Here is a 19,364-nt window from a genome sequence, read left to right as displayed (position 1 = left end):
GGAAGGTGGTGGCCAAGGGTTCCGGGCCGGCGCACTCCGGCCCGGGATCCGGGTCAGGGAAGCAGGGCGTGGAGGTGCTTGACCGTCGCCGGATCGGCCGGGAGGAACGTCTCGATGGCCAGCTCGGCGACGGTCACGTCCATGGGGGTGTTGAAGGTGGCCGTGGACGAGATGAACGACAGCGTCCTGCCCTCGTGCTCGATCCGCATCGGAAGCGCGAAGTACGGTGCGGGTTCGGTGAGTTGGGGTCCGTCGGACTCGGGTTCCGGCACCGGATAGGCCGCCACCTCCTCGTACAGCTCACGCAGCGACTCCGACCGCCGCAGGGCCATCTGCCGTTCCATCTGGTGCAGCAGATGCCCGCGCCACTCCCGCAGGTTGCGGATGCGGGGGGAGAGACCCTGGGGGTGCAGGGTGAGCCGCATGGTGTTCAGCGGGGGTCGGAGCAGGGACTCCGGGATGCCGTCGAGGAGCATCATGATGCCCCGGTTCGCGGCCACGACGTGATACGAGGCGTCGAACACCAGGGCGGGGTAGGGCTCGTAGCCCTGGATCAGCCGCTCGATCCCCTCGCGCACGGCGTCCAGGGCCGGGTCGTCGAGCGGGGTCTCGGGGTAGCGCGGGGCGTAACCGGCGGCCAGCAGCAGCGCGTTGCGCTCCCGCACCGGCACGTCCAGGTGTTCGGCGAGCCGCAGCACCATCTCCTCGCTGGGACGGGAGCGCCCCGTCTCGACGAAGCTGATGTGCCGGGCGCTGGAGTCCGCGCGCAGGGCCAACTCCAGCTGGCTGACCCGCCGTTGCTCCCGCCAGGCGCGCAGGAGGGGGCCGATGCCCTGGTGGGTGGGGGTGCCGGCGGGGGCGGCCATGCCGGACGGGACAATTGGCATACGTACGACCGTAGTCGAGGAGAAGCGTGTTGAAGAATCCGTGGACCATGGAGGGGCGTGCGGCATACCGCTCCCGGGTGCGGGGCTGTCTGCTGGGCGGGGCGATCGGAGACGCCCTCGGCTATCCCGTGGAGTTCCTCCCCATCGGCCGTATCCGTGAGGCCTACGGGCCGCACGGTGTGACCGACCTGGTGCCCGGCGAGCAGGGCCTCGTGGGCCGGATCAGCGACGACACGCAGATGACCCTCTTCACGGCTGAGGGCCTCGTCGAGGCATACGTCCATGACAGGAAGGTCGACGCATCCGACCACAAGAGGATGGGGAACGTTTCCGTCCGCTGGTCCGAGACCATGCTGCGGGCATACGAACGCTGGCTTCGGACCCAGTCCCTGCCCGGCCCCGGGGCCACCCCGCCGTCGAGCGGGCCCGCGGACGGCCTGGTCACCGAGGAGTGGCTGTACGCCCGTCGCGCCCCGGGCAACGCCTGTCTGTCCGGTGTCGCGCACGGGTACGCCCCCGACCAGTGGCTCCCCTTCGACGGCAGACCCGGCGCGGTCAACCCCGACTCCAAGGGCTGCGGTGCGGTGATGCGCTCCGCTCCCTTCGGGCTCATCGCCGAGAACGACCACCACGCCTTCCGGATGGCGGCCTGCGCCGCCCAGATCACCCATGGCCACCCCACCGGCTACTACGCGGCCGGCGCGTTCGCCGCGATCATCACCAATCTGGTCGAAGGCGACTCCATGGAGGCGGCGATCCTGCGCGCGATGCGGGTGCTGGCCGCCTACCCAGGCCACGAGGAGACGACCGCAGCCCTGGAGCGCGCCCTCGCCGAGGCCGCAGACCGCTCGTCGGCGTCGCCGGAACGGCTCGAGAGGCTCGGCGCGGGCTGGGTGGCCGAGGAAGCCCTGGCCATCGCCGTGTTCTGCGCGCTGTACCCGGGCCGTATCGAGACCAGCCTGCTGAGGGCGGTCAACCACTCCGGCGACAGTGACTCCACCGGTGCCATCTGCGGCAACCTGCTCGGCGCTGCGTACGGCGATCACACTCTGCCGCATGAATGGATCCAGCGGGTCGAGGGCCGGGCGAGAATCGCCGTCCTCGCCGACGATCTCGGGGCCCTGCAGATCAGCGGCGGCCTTCTGGGGCCGTGACCGGCGACCGGTGCCGTACTGCTGTGGCAGCCTGGACAGGTACCCCCGTCCGTGAAAGGAGCCAGGTCATGCCCGTCGAACCCCTGTCGCAGAAGGAGATCGAGGACCGGCTCGCGGAACTGCCCGGCTGGTCCGCCGCCGACAGCCGCCTCACCCGCTCGTACCGGCTCGGCACGCACTTCGCCGCGACCGCGATGGTCGTGCACATCGCCCAGGTCCAGGAGGAACTCGACCACCACTCCGACCTCACCCTCGGCTACAACACGGTCGAACTGTCCGTGCACACGCACAGCGCGGGCGGCGCCGTCACCGAGAAGGACTTCGAGCTCGCGCAGCGGGTGGAGGCGCTCGCCGCCGGTCACGGAGCCCAGTGAGGCCGTGCTCGACTACGACAAGGAGGCCGACGCCTACGACGCCACCCGCGGCGGTGAGCCCAGGGCCGCCGCGGCCGCCGACGCCGTACTCGGACTGATCCCGTCCGACACCCGGCGCCACCTCGACGTGGCCTGCGGCACCGGCATCGTCACCCGCAGGCTCGCCGCCGCCCGGCCCGCGACCCGGGTGACGGGCGCCGACCTGACGTACGGCATGGCCCGCATGGCCGCCGTACGGCTGCCCGGCGCGATCGTCCTCGCCGACAGCCGCGCGCTGCCGTTCCCCGACGCGGTGTTCGACGCCGTCACCAGCGTGTGGCTGCTGCACCTCCTCGACGGGCCCGAGGACGTCCGGGCCGTGGTCGCCGAGTGCGCCCGGGTCCTGCGACCCGGCGGGGTGTACGTCACCACCGTCGACAAGGCCGCCGCCCACGACGTCGGCAGCGACATCGACGCCGTCCTCGCCCCGCGTCCACGCCGCCCGGCCCCGGACACGGCCCCGCTCGTGCAGTCGTACGCCGCCGCACACCTCCTGCACCCTGCCGGACAGGCCCGTTTCCCGGGCCTCGGTCAGGGCCGCAGCCCCCGGCGCACGGCTGCCGACCTGCGACGCGGCTGGTTCACCCGGCTGCCGCCCGGCGACCCGCTCACCGAACGGTTCGCCGCCGGTCTCGAAGCACTCCCGGACCAGGAACTCCCGCGCCCCGACCCGGTGTTCAGCCTCCGGGCGTTCCGGAAGGCCGGCTGAAGTCCATGGTCCAGTTGGTCACCCAACTCGCCCCGTCGTCGACGGAGAAGGCCTGCTCCCAGTGGGCCGCGTGCGCCGACATGTCCGCCCACACGAACCGCACCCGCACGTCCTTCCCCTCGTGCGCGTCGTCGCCGTAGAACTCACCGCGACCGTCCTTGAACCGCCCGACCACCGGTGGGAACAGCTTCCCGCTGCGGCTCGCGGCCCAGTTCAGCGACCACTGTTCCGTTCCGCGGTCGAAGAGCCGCAGGGTCGCGCCCTTCGCCTCCAGGTGCGGCATGTCGATCTCGTCGATGTTGGCGGTCCCGTCGAACAGCGGCCAGCAGCGGCTGGTGGCCGGGAACTCCTCCCAACCGCTGTCCGGGTCGAGGAAGTCGGTACGGCGGCGGTTGACGACCTCCCAGTCGCCGTGGAAGAAGTCGAAGTCGTGCGGGCTGCTCATGAGCGGTCTCCAGTGGTTCCTTCGGGCAGTGAATCGGCCAAGTAGGCCTTGAGGTCCGGGACTTCGGGGACGAGCAGGTGCCGTACCCAGGCGTCCCGCTCGTGCAGGATCGGCGGCAGCTCCCAGACGCAGCCGATCCAGGGCAGGTCGGGCTTGATGAAGTGGGTGGGATCGCGGTCGGGGCAGCCCAGCACGGGCTGGCCGGCCGACGCGCCGCGGAAGTGCAGGACGTTGTCCCAGACCCAGCTGTACGCGTTCAGATAGGCGCCGTCGTCGCTGCCGCGGTGCAGCACGACGAAGGTCGCGGGCGGGGTGCCGTCCGGCTCGGGGAGCAGATCCGGGAGGATCTCGTACGCCGCCTTCTCGACATCGGGCGCGATGCCGGCCGGGTCGGCCGTGACGTGGTAGCGCTTGATGTGCCGCCCGGCGACCTCGATCGGCGCAGGCACGGTCAGCAGCTTCTCGGTGAAGGCCATGCGCAGGACGCTAGGCCCGCTTCACTGACACCCTGTGTCAGTGAAGTCCAGCCGACTCGTCTCGATCCTGCTCCTGCTCCAGACCCGGGGCCGGATGACCGCCGCCCAGCTCGCCGAGGAGCTGGAGGTCTCGGTGCGCACGGTGTACCGGGACGTCGACGCGCTGAGCGCGGCCGGTGTCCCGCTGTACGGCGACGCGGGACACGCCGGCGGCTACCGCCTGCTCGACGGCTACCGCACCCGCCTGACCGGGCTCACCACGGACGAGGCGGAGGCGCTGTTCCTGGCCGGCGCTCCGGGACCCGCCGCCGAACTGGGCCTGGGCCCGGTCCTCGCCGCCGCCCAGCTGAAGGTTCGGGCCGCGCTCCCGGCGGAACTGCGGGCCCACGCGGACCGGATCAGTGGGCGCTTCCACCTCGATACGCCCGGATGGTATGCGGAAGACGAGGAGGCGCCGTATCTGCCGACGGTGGCGGAGGCGGTATGGAAAAACCGGATTCTGGATGTCGTATACCGCCGCTGGCGGGTACCGACCGATGTCCGACGCCGCCTGGAGCCGTACGGGCTGGTGTCGAAGGCGGGTCGCTGGTACGTCGTCGCGGGCCCGGGGCCACGCACCTATCGTGTCGACCAGATCCTTGAACTCACCCTGCTGGACGAGGAGTTCACCCGGCCCGAGGGTTTCGACCTGGCGGCCCACTGGACGGCGTACCAGCGGGACTTCCATGACCGGCTGTACCGCGGCGAGGCGGTCGTACGGTTGGCTCCGGGGGTGCGGCTGCCGAGAGCGGTCTCGATCAGCGCGGCCCCCGACGGCTGGACCGTCGCCCGTGTCCCCATCGAGTCCGTCGAGCACGCGCAGGGCGAGTTCCTGCGCCTGGGCGCGGACATCGAGGTCCTGGAACCCCCTGAGCTGCGTGAGCGGATGGCTCGAACGATCGCCGAACTGGCCGAAAGATACGGCAACCCGGTGTCCCCGTGCGGCGACTGAGTGTGCGGAACCCGTCCGTCCTCACTGCTTCGGAGGTTCACCCCGTGCAGCACCCGCACCCGCACCGCAGACGCCGAGTCCTCCTCTCGGCGACGACCGCCGCCGTGGCCCTCGTGGCCGCCGGCCTGACCGCACTGTCGCCCGGCACGGCAGAAGCCGCCACCGCCCGCCAGGTCGAGAAGCTCGACCGGGGCGTCGTCAGCGTCCACACCGACGGGGGCAACCTGGTCAGCTGGCGCTGGCTGGGCACCGACCCCAACGACGTCTCCTTCAACGTCTACCGCGCCGGTACGAAGGTCAACTCGGCCCCGATCACCGGCTCCACGAACTACTTCCACTCCGGGGCGCCCTCCCAGGCCGACTACACGGTCCGCGCGATCGTCGGCGGCGTGGAGCAGGCCGACTCGGTCCACGCGGTCCAACTCCGCACCGGATACAAGGACGTTCCGATCAGCCCGCCCGCCGGAGGCACCACCCCGGACGGAGTGGCGTACACCTACGAGGCGAACGACGCCTCCGTCGCCGACCTCGACGGGGACGGGGCTCTGGACTTCGTTCTCAAGTGGCAGCCCACCAACGCCAAGGACAACTCCCAGTCCGGCTACACCGGCAACACGATCCTCGACGGGGTCAAGCTCGACGGCACCCGCCTGTGGCGCATCGACCTGGGCCGCAACATCCGCTCCGGCGCGCACTACACACAGTTCCAGGCGTACGACTACGACGGCGACGGCAAGGCCGAGGTCGCCATGAAGACGGCGGACGGCACGGTCGACGGGACCGGCGCGGTGATCGGCAGCGCGTCGGCGGACCACCGCAACTCCAGCGGCTACGTCCTCTCCGGCCCGGAGTACCTGACCATGTTCAACGGCCAGACCGGCAAGGCGATGCAGAGCGTCGACTACGTCCCGGCGCGCGGCACGGTGTCGTCGTGGGGAGACTCGTACGGCAACCGCGTGGACCGCTTCCTCGCGGGGACGGCGTACCTGGACGGTGCCCGCCCCTCCGTCATCATGGCCCGCGGCTACTACACCCGTACGGTGATCGCGGCCTGGGACTGGCGCAACGGCACCTTCACCCGCCGCTGGACCTTCGACACCACCTCCTCGACCAACAGCGGCAAGGGCTACGACGGTCAGGGCTCGCACAGTCTGTCCGTCGGGGACGTGGACGGCGACGGCAAGGACGAGATCGTCTACGGCGCGATGGCGGTCGACGACAACGGCAACGGGCTGTGGACCACGAAGACGGGCCACGGCGACGCACAGCACCTGGGTGACCTGGACCCGTCCCACGCGGGCCTGGAGTACTTCAAGGTCTCGGAGTCGACGTCACAGCCGGCGGAGTTGTACATCAACCCGGCCAACGGCACGGTGAACTGGAAACTGGCCGCCTGCTGCGACAACGGCCGCGGAGTCGCCGGGGACATCTGGGCCGGCAACGACGGCGCCGAGGTCTGGTCGGCCTCCGACTCCTCCGTCCGCGACGAGTCCGGCGCCACCAAGGGCCGCGAGCCGTCCTCCGTCAACTTCCTGTCCTGGTGGGACGGCGACACGGTCCGCGAACTCCTCGACGGCACCCACATCGACAAGTACGGCACCTCGTCGGACACCCGCCTGCTGACCGGCGCGTCGGTCCACTCCAACAACAGCACCAAGGCGACCCCGTCGCTGTCCGGCGACATCCTGGGCGACTGGCGCGAGGAGGTCGTCTGGCCGACCTCGGACAACACGGCCCTGCGGATCTACTCCACGCCGTACGAAACGACGACGAAGATCACCACCCTCCTCCACGACACGATGTACCGCACGGGTCTGGCCTGGCAGAACACGGCATACAACCAGCCCCCGCACCCGAGCTTCTTCATCGGCAACGGGATGCCCACAGCGCCGCGGCCGACGGTGTACACGCCGTGAAGTCCGGTGGGTGCGTGCGCCTTTGAGGGCACGCACCCACCCGGCCACCTAGCTGAAGCCGCCGCTGAAATCGCTGTTGAGCTGCGCCGAGCAGATGTTGTAGCCGCCCTGCGCCCGGCCCTTCTTCGTCTTGCCGTCGATGGTGACCGAGCACTGGACGTCCCCGCCGCCCATGAGCTGGGCGGTCACCTGGAAATAGAGGGCGTCCTCGTCGACGCTCAGGGTCTTCTCCATCGGCAGCCCCTTGCCCTGGAGATTGGTGCCGTCGCTGCCGTAGGTGATGTCGACGCCTGCGGGCGCGGAGCCCCACACCTTGAACACCGCCTTGCCGCTGGGGGCGTTGTCGGCGGTCTCGGCCGTGTCCGCTGCTGCCTTCGCCGTGGCCGTCCTGGTGACGGTCACCGTCGGCGCGGGCTCCGCCTCGGCGTCGACCTGCGCGGTGGCGGTGACCGTCACGGTGGGGGCGGGCTCGGCGGCGGCCTTCTTTCCGCCGTCGCCGTTGCCGGCGGCCCCGATGCCGACGCCGAGGAGCAGGATGCCTGCGGCGACGGGGACGAGCACCCGCTTGCGGGCCCAGCCGGGCCGCGGGGCCGGCGGAACGGGCGGCGGCCCGAAACCGGGCGGCGGCGAGAACGGCGGCGGAGGCGGCTGGGTGTACGACATGGTCCCCCCTGAGGTCTTTCGTGGGGGATGAGCGTAACGGGAGGTGTGAAGAAAGCGTGAGGGTCGTGTGAGTGGGGTGATTCAGTTGTGACCTGAACATTCGTCGCGCAGGGGAGAGGGCGCGTACCCGGTGCGGTACGCGCCCTCCGTGGTTCGGTCAGGTGACCGCGCAGCTCTGGTCGCCCACCTTGAACGCCGTCGGTTTCCCGTTCGTCCCCGACCAGCTCCCCGTGAAGCCGAAGCTCACGGATGAGCCGGCGGCCACGTTGCCGTTCCAGTTGACGTTCTTCGCGATCGTCGCCGAACCCGACTGGGTGTACTCGGCGTTCCAGATCTGGGAGATCGTCTGGGCGTTGGGGAAGGACCAGCCAAGTGACCAGCCGGACCAGGCACTTGAGCCCGTGTTGGTCAGCTGGATGTCCGCCTGGAAGCCGCCCGACCACTGGTTGGTGATCTTGTACGTCACCGTGCAGGGGCCCGTCGGTGGCGGGTCGGTCGGGTCGGTCGGGTCCGTCGGATCGGTGCCGCCACCGCCGCCGCTCGTGTCGGACGTGTCGCCGTAGATCACGCCCCGGCCGTTCGTCGAGACGTACACCCGGCCGTACACCCGCGGGTCACCCGTGATCGCCCCGCCGGTCCAACCCCACTGGTGGGCGTCGTCGTTGATGCGGGTCCAGGTCGCCCCCTTGTCCGTGGAGCGGAAGATGCCCCGGACACCGCCGATCTTCGCGCTGGTGAACAGGGTCTGGTACGACGCTCCCGTCGCCGCCTTCCCGAAACCGATCGTGTCGGCCTGGTCGACGTTCGGCAGCTTGGTCCAGCTCGTGCCGCCGTTCGTCGAGTGCCACAGCCCGTACGCCCCGTCCGTGGCCCCGCCCGCGAGCCAGACGTCACCCTTGACCCCGGGCACCGCCTTGAAGCGCACGGTGTCCCCGGCGGGCAGCCCGGTCGCCGAGGATGCCGCGAACGTCGCCCCACCGTCCGTACTCACGTAGAACTTCCCCGACTTGAAGCCGTAGAAGGTCCGCGGGTCGACCCGGTCCGACTCGACGATCGCGCCCGCCGGGATCCCGCTCGACGCCGCCCAGGACGAACCGAAGCCCGTCGTGTACTGCACACCCGTGCCGTCCGGGCTCCACACGAACCGGCTGCCGTCAGAGGCGGCGGCCACCGTCCCGCCTCCGCTCACCCCCGAAGGGTCCGTGCCCGCGAACCAGTTGGCCCCGTTGTCCGTCGAGAACGCGATGTGCGGACCGGAGTCCAGATTGCCCACCCGCACGACCGTGTTCGGATTCGTCTCCGCGAAGTCCAGACTCGTGGTCGTGGTGAAGTTCGGCGAAGTGAACATCATTGACGGGACCTTGGTGAGATCCGTGTGCCGGAAGCCGCCGATGTCGCCGAGGGCACTGAGCAGCGGGGCGCCCGAGGGCGGCGACGCGAGGTCGAGGACCGCCGTCTCCTCCAGGCCCTGCACCATCGGCTTGATGGTGAACTGGCTGCCGGAGTCCCAGTTCGTGAGGTTTTCCGTGCCGTAGACCGTCGCCCCCGTCCCGTACATCATCCGGTTCGAGTTGAACGGGTCGATCTCCATCGACTCCGTCATCCACCCCAGTTTCGGGGCCTGTTCGGGCGGCGACGGGTTCGCGCCCCACGTCAGCCACGGCGACGACGAGACATCCATCGTGTAGCGGTTCGCGCGGTTGGGATACGACGAGTAGTCCCACGCCTTCGTCCAGGTCGCGCCGCTGTCCGTGGAGCGGAAGATCTGGGTGTCCGGCCACCAGGAGCTGTAGGCGGTGGCCATCACCGTGCCGGGCTGCTGCCGGTCCACCGTCAGCCCGCTGAACCCGTAGTACGTGTCGGCCTCAGCGACCGGGCTGATGTTCGTCCAGGTCCCGGTCGCCGTCGCGTACCGCCACAACTGGCCCTTGCCCCCGTCGTACGGCCCGCCCTTGTCGCTGTAGGACAGATACAGATAGCCGTTCGCCGCGTCCAGGACACCCTTGTGCGCCAGATATCCCGTCGGCTGCCCGGCGAGCCGGCTCCAGGTCGCGCCGCCGTCCGTCGACCGGTACACCGAGTTCTGGAGGTCGGCGACCCCGACGTAGAGCGTCTGCGTCGCGTTCCCGGACGTGCCCGTCTTCTCGTCGAAGGTGACCCAGACGATGCCCTGGTTGTCACTGGAGTAGCCGCTGGTGTCGCTCGGATCCTGCTGGTAGTTGCCGACGTTGGGGAAGTTCGTCACCTGCGACCAGCTGACACCCGAGTCGGTCGACCGCCACAGCCCCTTGCCGCTCGGCGCGCCCAGATACAGCACGCTGTTCTTGTTCGGGTCGACGGCCAGCCGCTCACCCATGCCCCGCCCCGGCATGTTGCCGCCGAGCTTGAAGGGCAGGCCGGTCTTCTGCCAGCTGGCACCCCGGTCCGAGGACCGCATGACGGCACCGTTCTTCGGATCCCAGCTGTTTGTATACGTCCCTACGGCCGCGTATACCTTGTTCGGATCCACCGAGTCCGAGGCCAGACTGACCACCCCGGTGTGCCCCCAGTCGTCCCACCCGACCGAGTCCAGCAGCGGTGTCCAGGTCTTCGACGACTCCTGCCACCGGTACGCTCCGCCGATGTCCGTACGGGCGTACGCCAGGTTCTTCTCCTTCCGGTTGAACACGATCCCGGGAACGAATCCACCACCGTCGATCCGGGCGTTCTTCCAGGTGTACGTGTCGGCGGCGAGCGAGACCTTCGCGGTGCCGTCGGCCGCCAGCGCGGGCGGGGTACCGGCGAGCAGCCCGGCTGCGAGCGCGAGCACGGCCGTGAGGATGCGGGTTCTTCGCACGGGGGGTCCTTTCCGGAAAGGGGGAGTGTGGGGGGGTAAGCGCTTTCCGTACGGTGCGAGAGTTGCCGGGCGACCCCCAGTGCGGGAGGAGGTCGCCCGGCGAGTCGGCCCCGTCGTCAGGTGACGGGGCCACGTACGCGGGGCCTTTCAAGCGGTTCCGCGGGAGGGACGGTGACGTGACGCGCCCTGCAGGGGCGCGGGGAACTGCGCGGCCAGCCACAACGGACCCGCAGTCGACAACGGCTCAACCCGCGGAGCACTCGGCGGGGGCTATTCCAGAAGCTCCGCGTACGAACCCATGGCCAAGGCAATGTCCGCCTGGGCCCAGAACCGGTGATACGTGAACGACGGCACCGCACCGCCCGCGAGATACGCCTCGATCTTCGACCAGGCCGGGTCGTCCTCGTAGAACGACCGGATGGAGTCAAAGGTGGACGAGGAGTTGATCGCGTCTCCGTTCGGCATGGTCCCGGTCCACCCGCTCGGCACGTACACCGCGTCGTCGAACCGGTTGTAGTCCGCCCGGTTCTCCGGAACGGCGATCCCCAGCGCGTCCTGGTAGTGGTCCCACATGCCGTCCAGCAGGGCCTTGGCCGTGGACGCGGCCTGGGTGTCACCACTGCGGTCCGCGTAGTACGTCAGCGTCTTGGCGTACGCGGCGGCCACGCCGACATCGTTGGTGTAGTCGGCGACGGTGACGTGAAGTCCGCTGTTGGCACCGGGACTTGACGCGTTCCAGGTGTCGGGCTGGCCCGACCACTGAAGCGTGGACGGGATCTGGTACGTGCCGTCCGGGTTGATGGTCGTCTTGGACAGCGCCCAGTCGACCCACTTGTCGAGGACCGCCTTGGCCTGCGCGTTCCCCGTCTGCTGGTAGTACTCGGCCACCCGCTCCATCGACCACGCCTGGAAGCCGAACCACTGGTTGGACGGCGGGTCGTGGTAGACGGGCTGCTGGTCGTAGTACATGCCGTAGAACGTCGACTTCCCGGCCGGGGGAGTCGCGTAGCGGCCCGCCCAGCTGTTCGTGGCACCGCCCGCGATGGCGCCCTCGTTCGACTGCAGCCAGCGGTAGAACTCCAGCTGCCGGGTCAGCGAGGTGTTCCAGTCCGCCGCGCCCGTCGCCGACTTGGGCTTCAGGTCGGCGTAGGAGCTCAGCGCGTACGCGGCCATCGGGTTCTGGTAGCCGCCGTGCGCGTGACTGGATCCGATGCGCCAGGCCCAGCCCGCCGAGGTGTCGGTGGCGCCGCCCCAGGCGTAGTACCAGGACAGCAGGTACATCGAGGCGTCCTTGCCGGTACCGGCAGCACAGGTGGACGGCCCGACACAGTTGCCGATCTTCTTGAAGTACTTGTCGTACATCGCATACCGCAGATAGTCACCCATCTTCGCGGCCTTGCCCACGGTCGCGGAGACGTCGGAGCCCTTGCCCTGCTCCTTCGCCCACTTGTCGGCCCAGTACGCGGCCTGCACGGCACGCGCGTCGGCGTCCGGGGCGTTGGTGAACTTCCACTGCTTCGCGTAGGAGGCGTCACCGGTGAACAGGTCCAGGTAGCCGTTCTTACCGCCGTACTTGAACTGGTCGCAGGTCGGCTGCGGCACCGTCTCCCACACCGACTCCTGCGCACCGCGCTGGAAGGTGTTGATGTACGACGGTCCGGTGTCCGTCGGCCCGGCCTCGCACTTGCCCGGCGAGTTGCCGTAGCCGTAGACGTTGTCGACGTCCTGGAGCCAGTGCATACCGTAGACGTCGTCCGTACCGTATGCGGTCTTCAGTTCACCGGCGATCGGATCCGCACCCACCGACACCCCGGTGTCCAGCTTCGCCGGGTACTCGTTCGGGGTGTCCAGCTCGGGCGCGTAGGTCGCCGGCTTGGAGGCGTTGTAGAAGGAGTTGGTCGGCTGGTCGGCGTGCGTGGGGATCATGTACTTCTCCATGATGTCCCAGGCACCGTTGAACTTGGACCAGTCGCCGGTCACCTTGCCGTACATGGCTTGGAGCCACAGGAGGTAGCTGTACGCCTCCGACGTGGTCTCGTGGCCGTGGTCCGGCGCCTCGACGATCAGTGTCTCGACCGAGTGGTAGGGGATGCCCTCGGGGGAGAAGTAGCCGTTCGCCGGATTGGTGATCTTGCCGTACAGATCCAGGAAGCGGGCGTTGTACGTGCCCGTCGCCGCGATCTGGGTGACCGTCACCGAGGCCTTGGCATGACCGGTCGCCGTCGACTCGAAGGTCGCCGCGCCCGTACCGGAGGCGTTGCCCGTGATGGTCACCGTCTGCGCGGTGTTCCAGTTCGACGGCGTGAAGGTGAGCGAGGCCCCGCCGGTCACCGAAAGGCCGGTGTTGCCGCTCGTGCGGGCGGTCGTGACGGTCACGTTGGCCGAGGGCTGTGTCGACAGCTTCACGGTGTAGGTGCCCGTCTTGCCCTGCTGGACGGCCAGTTGGGTGGCCGAGGCGACGACGGTGGGACCCGAGGCGACCGTGATACCGACCGGCGTCGAGGCGGCGGACGCGCCCAGGCTGTCGTACGCCTTCGCCACCAGAGAATGACTGCCCACGGTCAAACTTGAAACGGAGAGCGAGTACGGCGACGTCGTGTCCGTCCCCAGCAACGTGGTGTCGTCGTAGAACTCCATCTTGCTGATCGTCGCGCCGTCCGCGGCGGCGGCCGTCGCGGCGAGCGGGACCGCGGTGCCCTGGGTGTAGACCGCGCCCGCGGCCGGGCTGGTCAGCACGGTGATCGGCGGCTGGTGCGCGCCGACGCAACTGGTGCCGTTGATCGCGAAGTTGGTCGGAGCCGCGTTGGTGCCGCTGTACGTGAACTGTGCACCGGTGGTGACGGCGGCGCCCGCGGCGATGTTCGCGTTGTACGTGGCGTTGGTGACGGTGACCGTCTGGCCGGACTGCGACCAGGTGCCGTTCCAGCCGTTGCTCAGCTTCTGGTTGCCGGCGTAGCCGTAGGTCAGGGTCCAGCCGTTGATGGCGTCCGTGCCGCGGTTGGTGATCGTCAGATCCGCGGTGAAACCGGAGCCCCAGTCGTTGGTCTTGTAGTCGACACTGCACTGAACTGCCGCTGCTTGTGCGGGAGTTGAAGCCGCACTCAGCATCGCGAACGGCAGTGCCATGGCCGCCACGACAGCGGTCCACAATCGCCGGACGGCCCGGCGTCTCCTGGTGGGGGGCATTGCTGGTTCCTCCTTGTGCGGCTCGGAGAAGTCAAGGCTTGAACCAGTGGGAGCGCTCCCATAGTGAGGATGAGGGTTCGAGGGGTCAAGGTGCTTGAAGAGTCGAAAAGATTCGACGGATGTGGTTGAGCAAAAGTCAAGTGACCCCTCTGTTCTTTGCCGTCACTTGGCGCTACCTTCCTTGACACCAGTGGGAGCGGTTCCATCAGTCGACGCGTCCGTAACGGCGCGCTGATCTGCAAGGAGTCGCTCATGCGACACCCCCCGCGTTCAGTACTTTTAGCCGTTGCCGGCGCGGTCGCCCTCATCGGGTCCGTGACGGTTCCGGCGGTCACGGCGTCCGGCGCCGCCCCCGCGTGCTCGGTGGAGTACTCCGTCACCAGCCAGTGGGGCAGCGGTTTCCAGGGCTCCGTGAAGATCACCAACAACACGGCCGCCGTGAGCAGTTGGAGCCTCGCCTTCGACTTCGCCGGCGGTCAGAAGCTCACCCAGGGCTGGAACGCCAAATGGTCCCAGTCCGGCACGACGGTCACCGCTGCCAACGAGAGCTACAACGGCTCATTGGCCACCGGAGCGAGCGTCAGCGCCGGATTCATCGCGTCCTGGTCCGGGAGCAACGCCGTACCGACGTCGTTCAAGCTCAACGGCACGGCCTGCAACACGGACACCGAGCCCACACCGGACCCCTCGGATCCTCCGTCGGACCCCGGTGACGGCACACCCCCGGCTCTGCGCGTGTCCGGCAACAAGCTGGTGGACGCAGGTGGCGCCACCCGTCGGCTGCTCGGCGTGAACCGGTCCGGCGGCGAGTTCATGTGCGTCCAGGGCCGCGGCATCTTCGACGGCCCGGTCGACGACGCCTCCGTGAAGGCGATCGCCGACTGGAAGGCGAACACGGTCCGCATTCCGCTCAACGAGGAGTGCTGGCTCGGCCTGTCCAACATCAATCCGGCCTACGCCGGGGCGAACTACATCAACGCCGTCAAGGACCTGGTGTCCAAGGTCAAGGCGCACGGCATGACACCCGTGGTCGAACTCCACTGGACCTACGGGCAGTACACCGGCAACTCCGCCGGCTGCTCCGACGTGCACGCCAGCTGCCAGAAGCCGATGCCCGACATGCAGTACACGCCCTCCTTCTGGGCCTCGGTGGCGAACACCTTCAAAAGCGACCGGGCCGTGGTCTTCGACCTGTTCAACGAGCCCTACCCGGACCGTGCCACCTCCACGACCACCCAGGCGTGGCAGTGCTGGCGGGACGGCGGCAGCTGCCCCGGCATCGGGTACGAGGTCGCCGGTATGCAGGATCTCGTCGACAGCGTCCGGGGTACCGGCGCGACGAACCTGATCCTGGCCGGCGGGATCGCCTACTCGAACGACCTCAGCCAGTGGCTGACGTACAAGCCGACCGACCCGGCGGGCAACCTCGCCGCCGCCTGGCATGTGTACAACTTCAACTCCTGCTCCAACGAGAGCTGCTGGAACTCCACGCTCGCGCCGGTGGCCGCCCAGGTCCCCCTCGTGGCGGGGGAGATAGGCGAGAACACCTGCTCCCACGGCTTCATCGACCAGGTCATGAAGTGGTTCGACGACCGCGGCCTGTCGTACCTCGGCTGGACCTGGAACACCTGGGACTGCTCCTCCGGACCGTCCCTGATCAGCAGCTACGACGGCACACCCACAGCGTTCGGCACCGGGCTGCGTGACCATCTGCGCGCCCTGAACGGATAGCACCCGCTCGACGCACACAGCACCCGCTCGACGCACACAGCACCCGCTCGACGGACAACACCCGCGAACGAGAAGGAACCCGCACTCATGAGTCGTACGAGAACCGCGCTCCTCGCTGCCCTGGCGCTGGTCGCCGGGGCCTCCGGGACCGCCCTCGCCGTGACCCCCGGGGACGTCGGCATCGCCGCGATCCCCTGCACCGTGGACTACAAGGTGCAGAACCAGTGGGACACCGGCTTCACCACCGCCGTCACGATCACCAACAACAGCGCCGCCAAGTCGAGTTGGTCGCTGAAGTGGTCGTACGCCGGAAACCAGAAGATCTCCGGCTTCTGGAACTCCAAGATCAGCCAGAGCGGTACGGCCGTCACCGCCACCAACGAGACCTACAACGGCACGCTGGCCAACGGCGGTTCGGTCAGCTTCGGCTTCCAGGGCACCTACAGCGGCACCAACGCCGTCCCGGCCACCTTCACCCTCGACGGTGTGACCTGCAACGTCGACGACGGCGGCAGCGGGCCCACGAATCCACCGGGCCCCGGAGGCGGCACCAAGGTCGACAACCCGTACACCGGCGCCAAGGTGTACGTGAACCCGGAGTGGTCCGCGAAGGCCGCCGCCGAGCCGGGCGGCAGCCGGATCTCCAACCAGCCCACCGGGGTCTGGCTGGACCGCATCGCCGCCATCAACGGCGTCAACGGCGGGATGGGGCTGCGCGCCCACCTCGACAAGGCCCTGGAGCAGAAGGGCAGCGGCGAGCTCGTCGTCCAGCTGGTCATCTACAACCTGCCCGGCCGTGACTGCGCGGCGCTCGCCTCCAACGGCGAACTCGGTGCCACGGAGATCGACAAGTACAAGACGCAGTACATCGACCCGATCGCCGCGATCCTCGCCGACCCCAAGTACGCCTCGCTGCGGATCGTCAACACCATCGAGATCGACTCGCTGCCGAACCTCGTCACCAACGTCTCGCCGCGGGCCACCGCCACCGCCAACTGCGACACCATGAAGGCCAACGGCAACTACATCAAGGGCGTCGGCTACGCGCTGAACAAGCTCGGTGACGCCCCCAACGTCTACAACTACGTGGACGCCGGACACCACGGCTGGATCGGCTGGGACGACAACTTCTCGGCGACCGTCCAGACCATCAAGCAGGCGGCGACCGCCGAGGGCGCCACGGTGAACGACGTGCAGGGCTTCATCACCAACACCGCCAACTACAGCGCCCTGAAGGAGCAGTACTTCACCATCAACGACTCCGTGGGCGGCAAGTCCGTGCGCGAGTCGAAGTGGGTCGACTGGAACCGGTACACCGACGAGCTCTCCTTCGCCCAGGCCTTCCGCCAGGAGGCGGTCAACCAGGGCTTCGCCTCGGGTGTCGGCATGCTGATCGACACGTCTCGTAACGGCTGGGGCGGATCCGCCCGGCCCACCGGGCCCGGTGCCACCACGGACGTGGACACCTACGTCAACGGTGGCCGCATCGACCGGCGCATCCATGTCGGCAACTGGTGCAACCAGTCCGGTGCCGGTCTCGGTGAGCGTCCGACGGCCAGTCCCGCCGCCGGGATCGACGCGTACGTGTGGATCAAGCCTCCGGGTGAGTCCGACGGGTCCAGCTCCGCGATCCCGAACGACGAGGGCAAGGGCTTCGACCGGATGTGCGACCCGACGTACACCGGTAACCCGCGGAACAACAACAACATGTCCGGTGCGCTGCCGAACGCTCCGCTGTCGGGGCACTGGTTCTCCGCGCAGTTCCAGCAGCTGATGCAGAACGCGTACCCCGCGCTCTAGCTCGGCCGGGGCGCGGTGGGATTGCCTGTACCGGTCCGTTGTGGCTGGACGCGCAGTTCCCCCGCGCCCCTGAAAACCCCGGGGTCCGGTCAGTCTTCCTTGGCCAGGCCCCGGCGGATTGCGAACTCCACCGCCGAGTAGTCGCCGTTGGGACGGCTCAACTCGTATGGCTGCGCCGGGAGTAGTGGTGGCTGGGCCATGAAGCGGGGGGTTGTGCCGTGGTGGGGTTGGGCCGCGTGGACCAGGAAGGGGTGACAGAGGTAGACGTCACCCGGTATGCCGGTCGCGTGGGTGAGGTCGCGGTGGGCTGAGGCCTTGTCCACCTTCGGGCCCAACTCCAGGAAGGACGCGCCCTGTTCGCCGTACGGCTCCAGGACCGGCGGTACGTCGAGATGGGAGCCGACCCTGATGCGGGTCGGGGCGTCGGTCTCGGCGACCTCGCTGAACAGGAAGAGCATCAGCAGGGCGCGGTCCCTGGAGCGCACGTTGGTGTGGTACATCCCGGCCGGTGCGTCGTCCGGGAGGTAACTGCCCTCGATGTGCCAGCCGGCATCCTCCGGCTCCTCCTGATGCGGAAACCGCAACGGGAAGGTGCCCAGCGAATAGCGGGGCTGCCAGCGGTCCTCGCCCACCAGCAGGTCGAACGCCTCGTGCAGGACCGGCGAGTTGGCGGCCGCCGCGAACGGGCCCTGAGCCATTCCGGGCACCCACACCACCGGGTCCTTCCAGGAGGCCGGGTCCTCACGGTCGTAGCCCGTCTCCCGCCACAGCAGCGACGCGCAGTGCTGGGCGACGCGAGGCGGGAAGGCGCCCTCGATCTTCACGAATCCGTCTTCGAGGAAGCGCTCCACCAGTTCGTCGTCCATGGGGGTCATGGTGGTGGATGTGCCGCACCGGCGCATCCCATTTTCTTTGCGTCCGCTTTGCCGTCGTTTTTTGCCGTCACGGCAACTTCGCTGGCCTCGTCGCGGTGCGTCGGCGCAGGCTGTCAGCATCCCGAGGAGAGGCTGGCACCATGGCGCACGATCACGGCAACCACGGCCACCACCACGACCACACCGACATCGACTGGGCCAATATGGCCCAGCACCTGGAGACCCAGGCGGAACTCTTCACGCCCCTGTACGAGCGGGCCCTGGCCTGGCTCGGGCACAAGCAGACCGAGCCAGGGTTGATCGTCGATGCGGGCAGTGGGCCCGGCGTGCTGTCCTGTCTGCTCGCCGAGGCGTTCCCGGGGGCCCGGGTGGTCGCCGTCGACGGGGCCGGGCCGTTGCTGGAGCGGGCGCAGGCCCGGGCCGAGCGGCTCGGTGTCGCCGACCGCTTCGGCACCCTCACCGGTGAACTGCCCGGGATCCTCGAGGAGTTGGACTACCCCGTCGATCTGCTCTGGGCCAGCCGGAGCCTGCACCATCTGGGGGACCAGCGGGCCGGGATCGCCGCGTTCGCCTCGCGGCTGGCGCGGGGTGGGACGTTGGCGTTGATGGAGGGGGGGTTGCCGGCGCGCTTTCTGCCGCGGGACATCGGGATCGGTCGGCCCGGACTCCAGGCTCGGCTCGACGCGCTGGAGGAGGAGTGGTTCGCGCAGATGCGGGCGAATCTTCCCGACTCCGTCGCGGAGGTCGAGGACTGGCCCGCGCTGATGGCGTCCGCCGGGTTGCGCAACACCGGTACGCGGAGTTTTTTGCTGGATCTGCCTGCGCCGACGACCGATCGGGCCCGGGCGTACATCGCCGCGTCGCTGGGGCGGCTGCGGGATGCGTTTGGGGAGCGCCTGGATTCCGGTGATCGGGATGCGCTTGACCGGCTACTGGATCCTGAAGACGCGGCGAGTGTGCATCGGCGGGCGGATGTGTTCGTGCTGGCTGTACATACGGTTCACACCGCGGTGCGGACCGGCTGAGGTCAGGGCCGCCGCCGGATGTGCCGCCCTGTGTCGTCGGGCAGCTGCGAACCGTCCGTGGCTTGTCGCGCCCACGCGGCGGTCGGCCCTATCGCCAGATCGGAATCGCCGTACTCCACGCGGACGGCGTCGAACAGCGCACCCAGCGAGTCGGCCGTGCGGGACTCATGCGGTGCCGAGCTGGAGGCTGAAGCGGGTGTGGTGGTGTCGGCGAGGTCACCAGGCCGGGGGCGCCCCGGGCCGTGCACAGCGCCTGC

Annotated in this window: 15 protein-coding genes; 8 read left to right on the top strand and 7 right to left on the bottom strand. The window is 69.0% G+C overall.

Annotated features, from left to right (window positions below; genetic code table 11):
• Positions 1–53 precede the first annotated feature (53 nt).
• Positions 54–887 (bottom strand): helix-turn-helix transcriptional regulator, encoded by an 834-nt coding sequence (locus AB0D34_RS17505; protein ID WP_362662401.1) that lies wholly within the window; start codon positions 885–887, stop codon positions 54–56.
• Positions 888–934: 47 nt separating this feature from the next.
• On the opposite strand from AB0D34_RS17505, the gene AB0D34_RS17500 reads away from it, so the two are divergent.
• The 3 genes from AB0D34_RS17500 to AB0D34_RS17490 all read left to right on the top strand — a co-directional run bounded on the left by AB0D34_RS17500 (position 935) and on the right by AB0D34_RS17490 (position 3,163).
• A complete protein-coding gene (locus AB0D34_RS17500) occupies positions 935–2,041 on the top strand; it encodes an ADP-ribosylglycohydrolase family protein (protein WP_362662963.1) in 1,107 nt (368 codons plus the stop codon).
• A 68-nt stretch (positions 2,042–2,109) separates the two neighbouring features.
• Positions 2,110–2,415, top strand: a complete 306-nt coding sequence (locus AB0D34_RS17495; RefSeq protein WP_362662400.1) for a 4a-hydroxytetrahydrobiopterin dehydratase — start codon at positions 2,110–2,112, stop codon at positions 2,413–2,415.
• Positions 2,416–2,419: 4 nt separating this feature from the next.
• Positions 2,420–3,163 (top strand): class I SAM-dependent methyltransferase, encoded by a 744-nt coding sequence (locus AB0D34_RS17490; RefSeq protein ID WP_362662399.1) that lies wholly within the window; start codon positions 2,420–2,422, stop codon positions 3,161–3,163.
• Here the strand turns inward: AB0D34_RS17490 and AB0D34_RS17485 are convergent.
• Together AB0D34_RS17485 and AB0D34_RS17480 are read right to left on the bottom strand one after the other, a co-directional pair.
• Positions 3,132–3,608: a hypothetical protein gene (locus AB0D34_RS17485; protein WP_362662397.1), complete on the bottom strand. Its 477-nt coding sequence runs from the start codon at positions 3,606–3,608 to the stop codon at positions 3,132–3,134. The genes AB0D34_RS17490 and AB0D34_RS17485 overlap by 32 nt on opposite strands.
• Positions 3,605–4,084 (bottom strand): hypothetical protein, encoded by a 480-nt coding sequence (locus AB0D34_RS17480; protein WP_362662395.1) that lies wholly within the window; start codon positions 4,082–4,084, stop codon positions 3,605–3,607. Before AB0D34_RS17480 ends, AB0D34_RS17485 begins: the two co-directional genes overlap by 4 nt.
• Positions 4,085–4,124: 40 nt before the next feature.
• Here AB0D34_RS17480 and AB0D34_RS17475 point away from each other — a divergent pair, with 40 nt between their 5' ends.
• Positions 4,125–5,075: a YafY family protein gene (locus AB0D34_RS17475; RefSeq protein WP_362662393.1), complete on the top strand. Its 951-nt coding sequence runs from the start codon at positions 4,125–4,127 to the stop codon at positions 5,073–5,075.
• A 44-nt stretch (positions 5,076–5,119) separates the two neighbouring features.
• A complete protein-coding gene (locus AB0D34_RS17470; protein ID WP_362662392.1) occupies positions 5,120–6,991 on the top strand; it encodes a rhamnogalacturonan lyase in 1,872 nt (623 codons plus the stop codon).
• A gap of 48 nt (positions 6,992–7,039) precedes the next feature.
• Here AB0D34_RS17470 and AB0D34_RS17465 read toward each other — a convergent pair whose 3' ends face one another.
• From AB0D34_RS17465 to AB0D34_RS17455, 3 genes are all read right to left on the bottom strand, one after another.
• The gene (locus AB0D34_RS17465; protein WP_362662390.1) at positions 7,040–7,654 is read right to left on the bottom strand and encodes a hypothetical protein; all 615 of its coding nucleotides are present in this window, start codon (positions 7,652–7,654) and stop codon (positions 7,040–7,042) included.
• A 157-nt stretch (positions 7,655–7,811) separates the two neighbouring features.
• Positions 7,812–10,490 carry a cellulose binding domain-containing protein gene (locus AB0D34_RS17460; protein ID WP_362662389.1) on the bottom strand — a complete coding sequence of 893 codons (2,679 nt, stop codon included), beginning with the start codon at positions 10,488–10,490 and terminating at the stop codon, positions 7,812–7,814.
• A 270-nt stretch (positions 10,491–10,760) separates the two neighbouring features.
• Positions 10,761–13,676, bottom strand: coding sequence for a glycoside hydrolase family 48 protein (locus tag AB0D34_RS17455; RefSeq protein WP_362662387.1), 2,916 nt, complete (start codon positions 13,674–13,676; stop codon positions 10,761–10,763).
• Between the two features lie 252 nt (positions 13,677–13,928).
• Between AB0D34_RS17455 and AB0D34_RS17450 the strand changes: the two genes are divergently transcribed.
• Together AB0D34_RS17450 and AB0D34_RS17445 are read left to right on the top strand one after the other, a co-directional pair.
• Positions 13,929–15,407, top strand: coding sequence for a cellulase family glycosylhydrolase (locus tag AB0D34_RS17450; protein ID WP_362662385.1), 1,479 nt, complete (start codon positions 13,929–13,931; stop codon positions 15,405–15,407).
• An 87-nt stretch (positions 15,408–15,494) separates the two neighbouring features.
• On the top strand, positions 15,495–17,207 hold the full coding sequence (locus tag AB0D34_RS17445) for a glycoside hydrolase family 6 protein (protein WP_362662383.1): 1,713 nt from the start codon (positions 15,495–15,497) through the stop codon (positions 17,205–17,207).
• 89 nt (positions 17,208–17,296) lie between these two features.
• Here the strand turns inward: AB0D34_RS17445 and AB0D34_RS17440 are convergent, their stop codons facing one another.
• Positions 17,297–18,082 (bottom strand): phytanoyl-CoA dioxygenase family protein, encoded by a 786-nt coding sequence (locus AB0D34_RS17440; protein ID WP_362662381.1) that lies wholly within the window; start codon positions 18,080–18,082, stop codon positions 17,297–17,299.
• 140 nt (positions 18,083–18,222) lie between these two features.
• On the opposite strand from AB0D34_RS17440, the gene AB0D34_RS17435 reads away from it, so the two are divergent.
• Positions 18,223–19,107 carry a methyltransferase domain-containing protein gene (locus tag AB0D34_RS17435; protein WP_362662962.1) on the top strand — a complete coding sequence of 295 codons (885 nt, stop codon included), beginning with the start codon at positions 18,223–18,225 and terminating at the stop codon, positions 19,105–19,107.
• The last annotated feature ends 257 nt before the right edge of the window (positions 19,108–19,364 follow it).

The sequence above is a fragment of the Streptomyces sp. NPDC048420 genome, from assembly GCF_040651535.1.
Lineage (GTDB): Bacteria > Actinomycetota > Actinomycetes > Streptomycetales > Streptomycetaceae > Streptomyces.
This window is presented reverse-complemented; position numbering and strand designations above follow the sequence as displayed.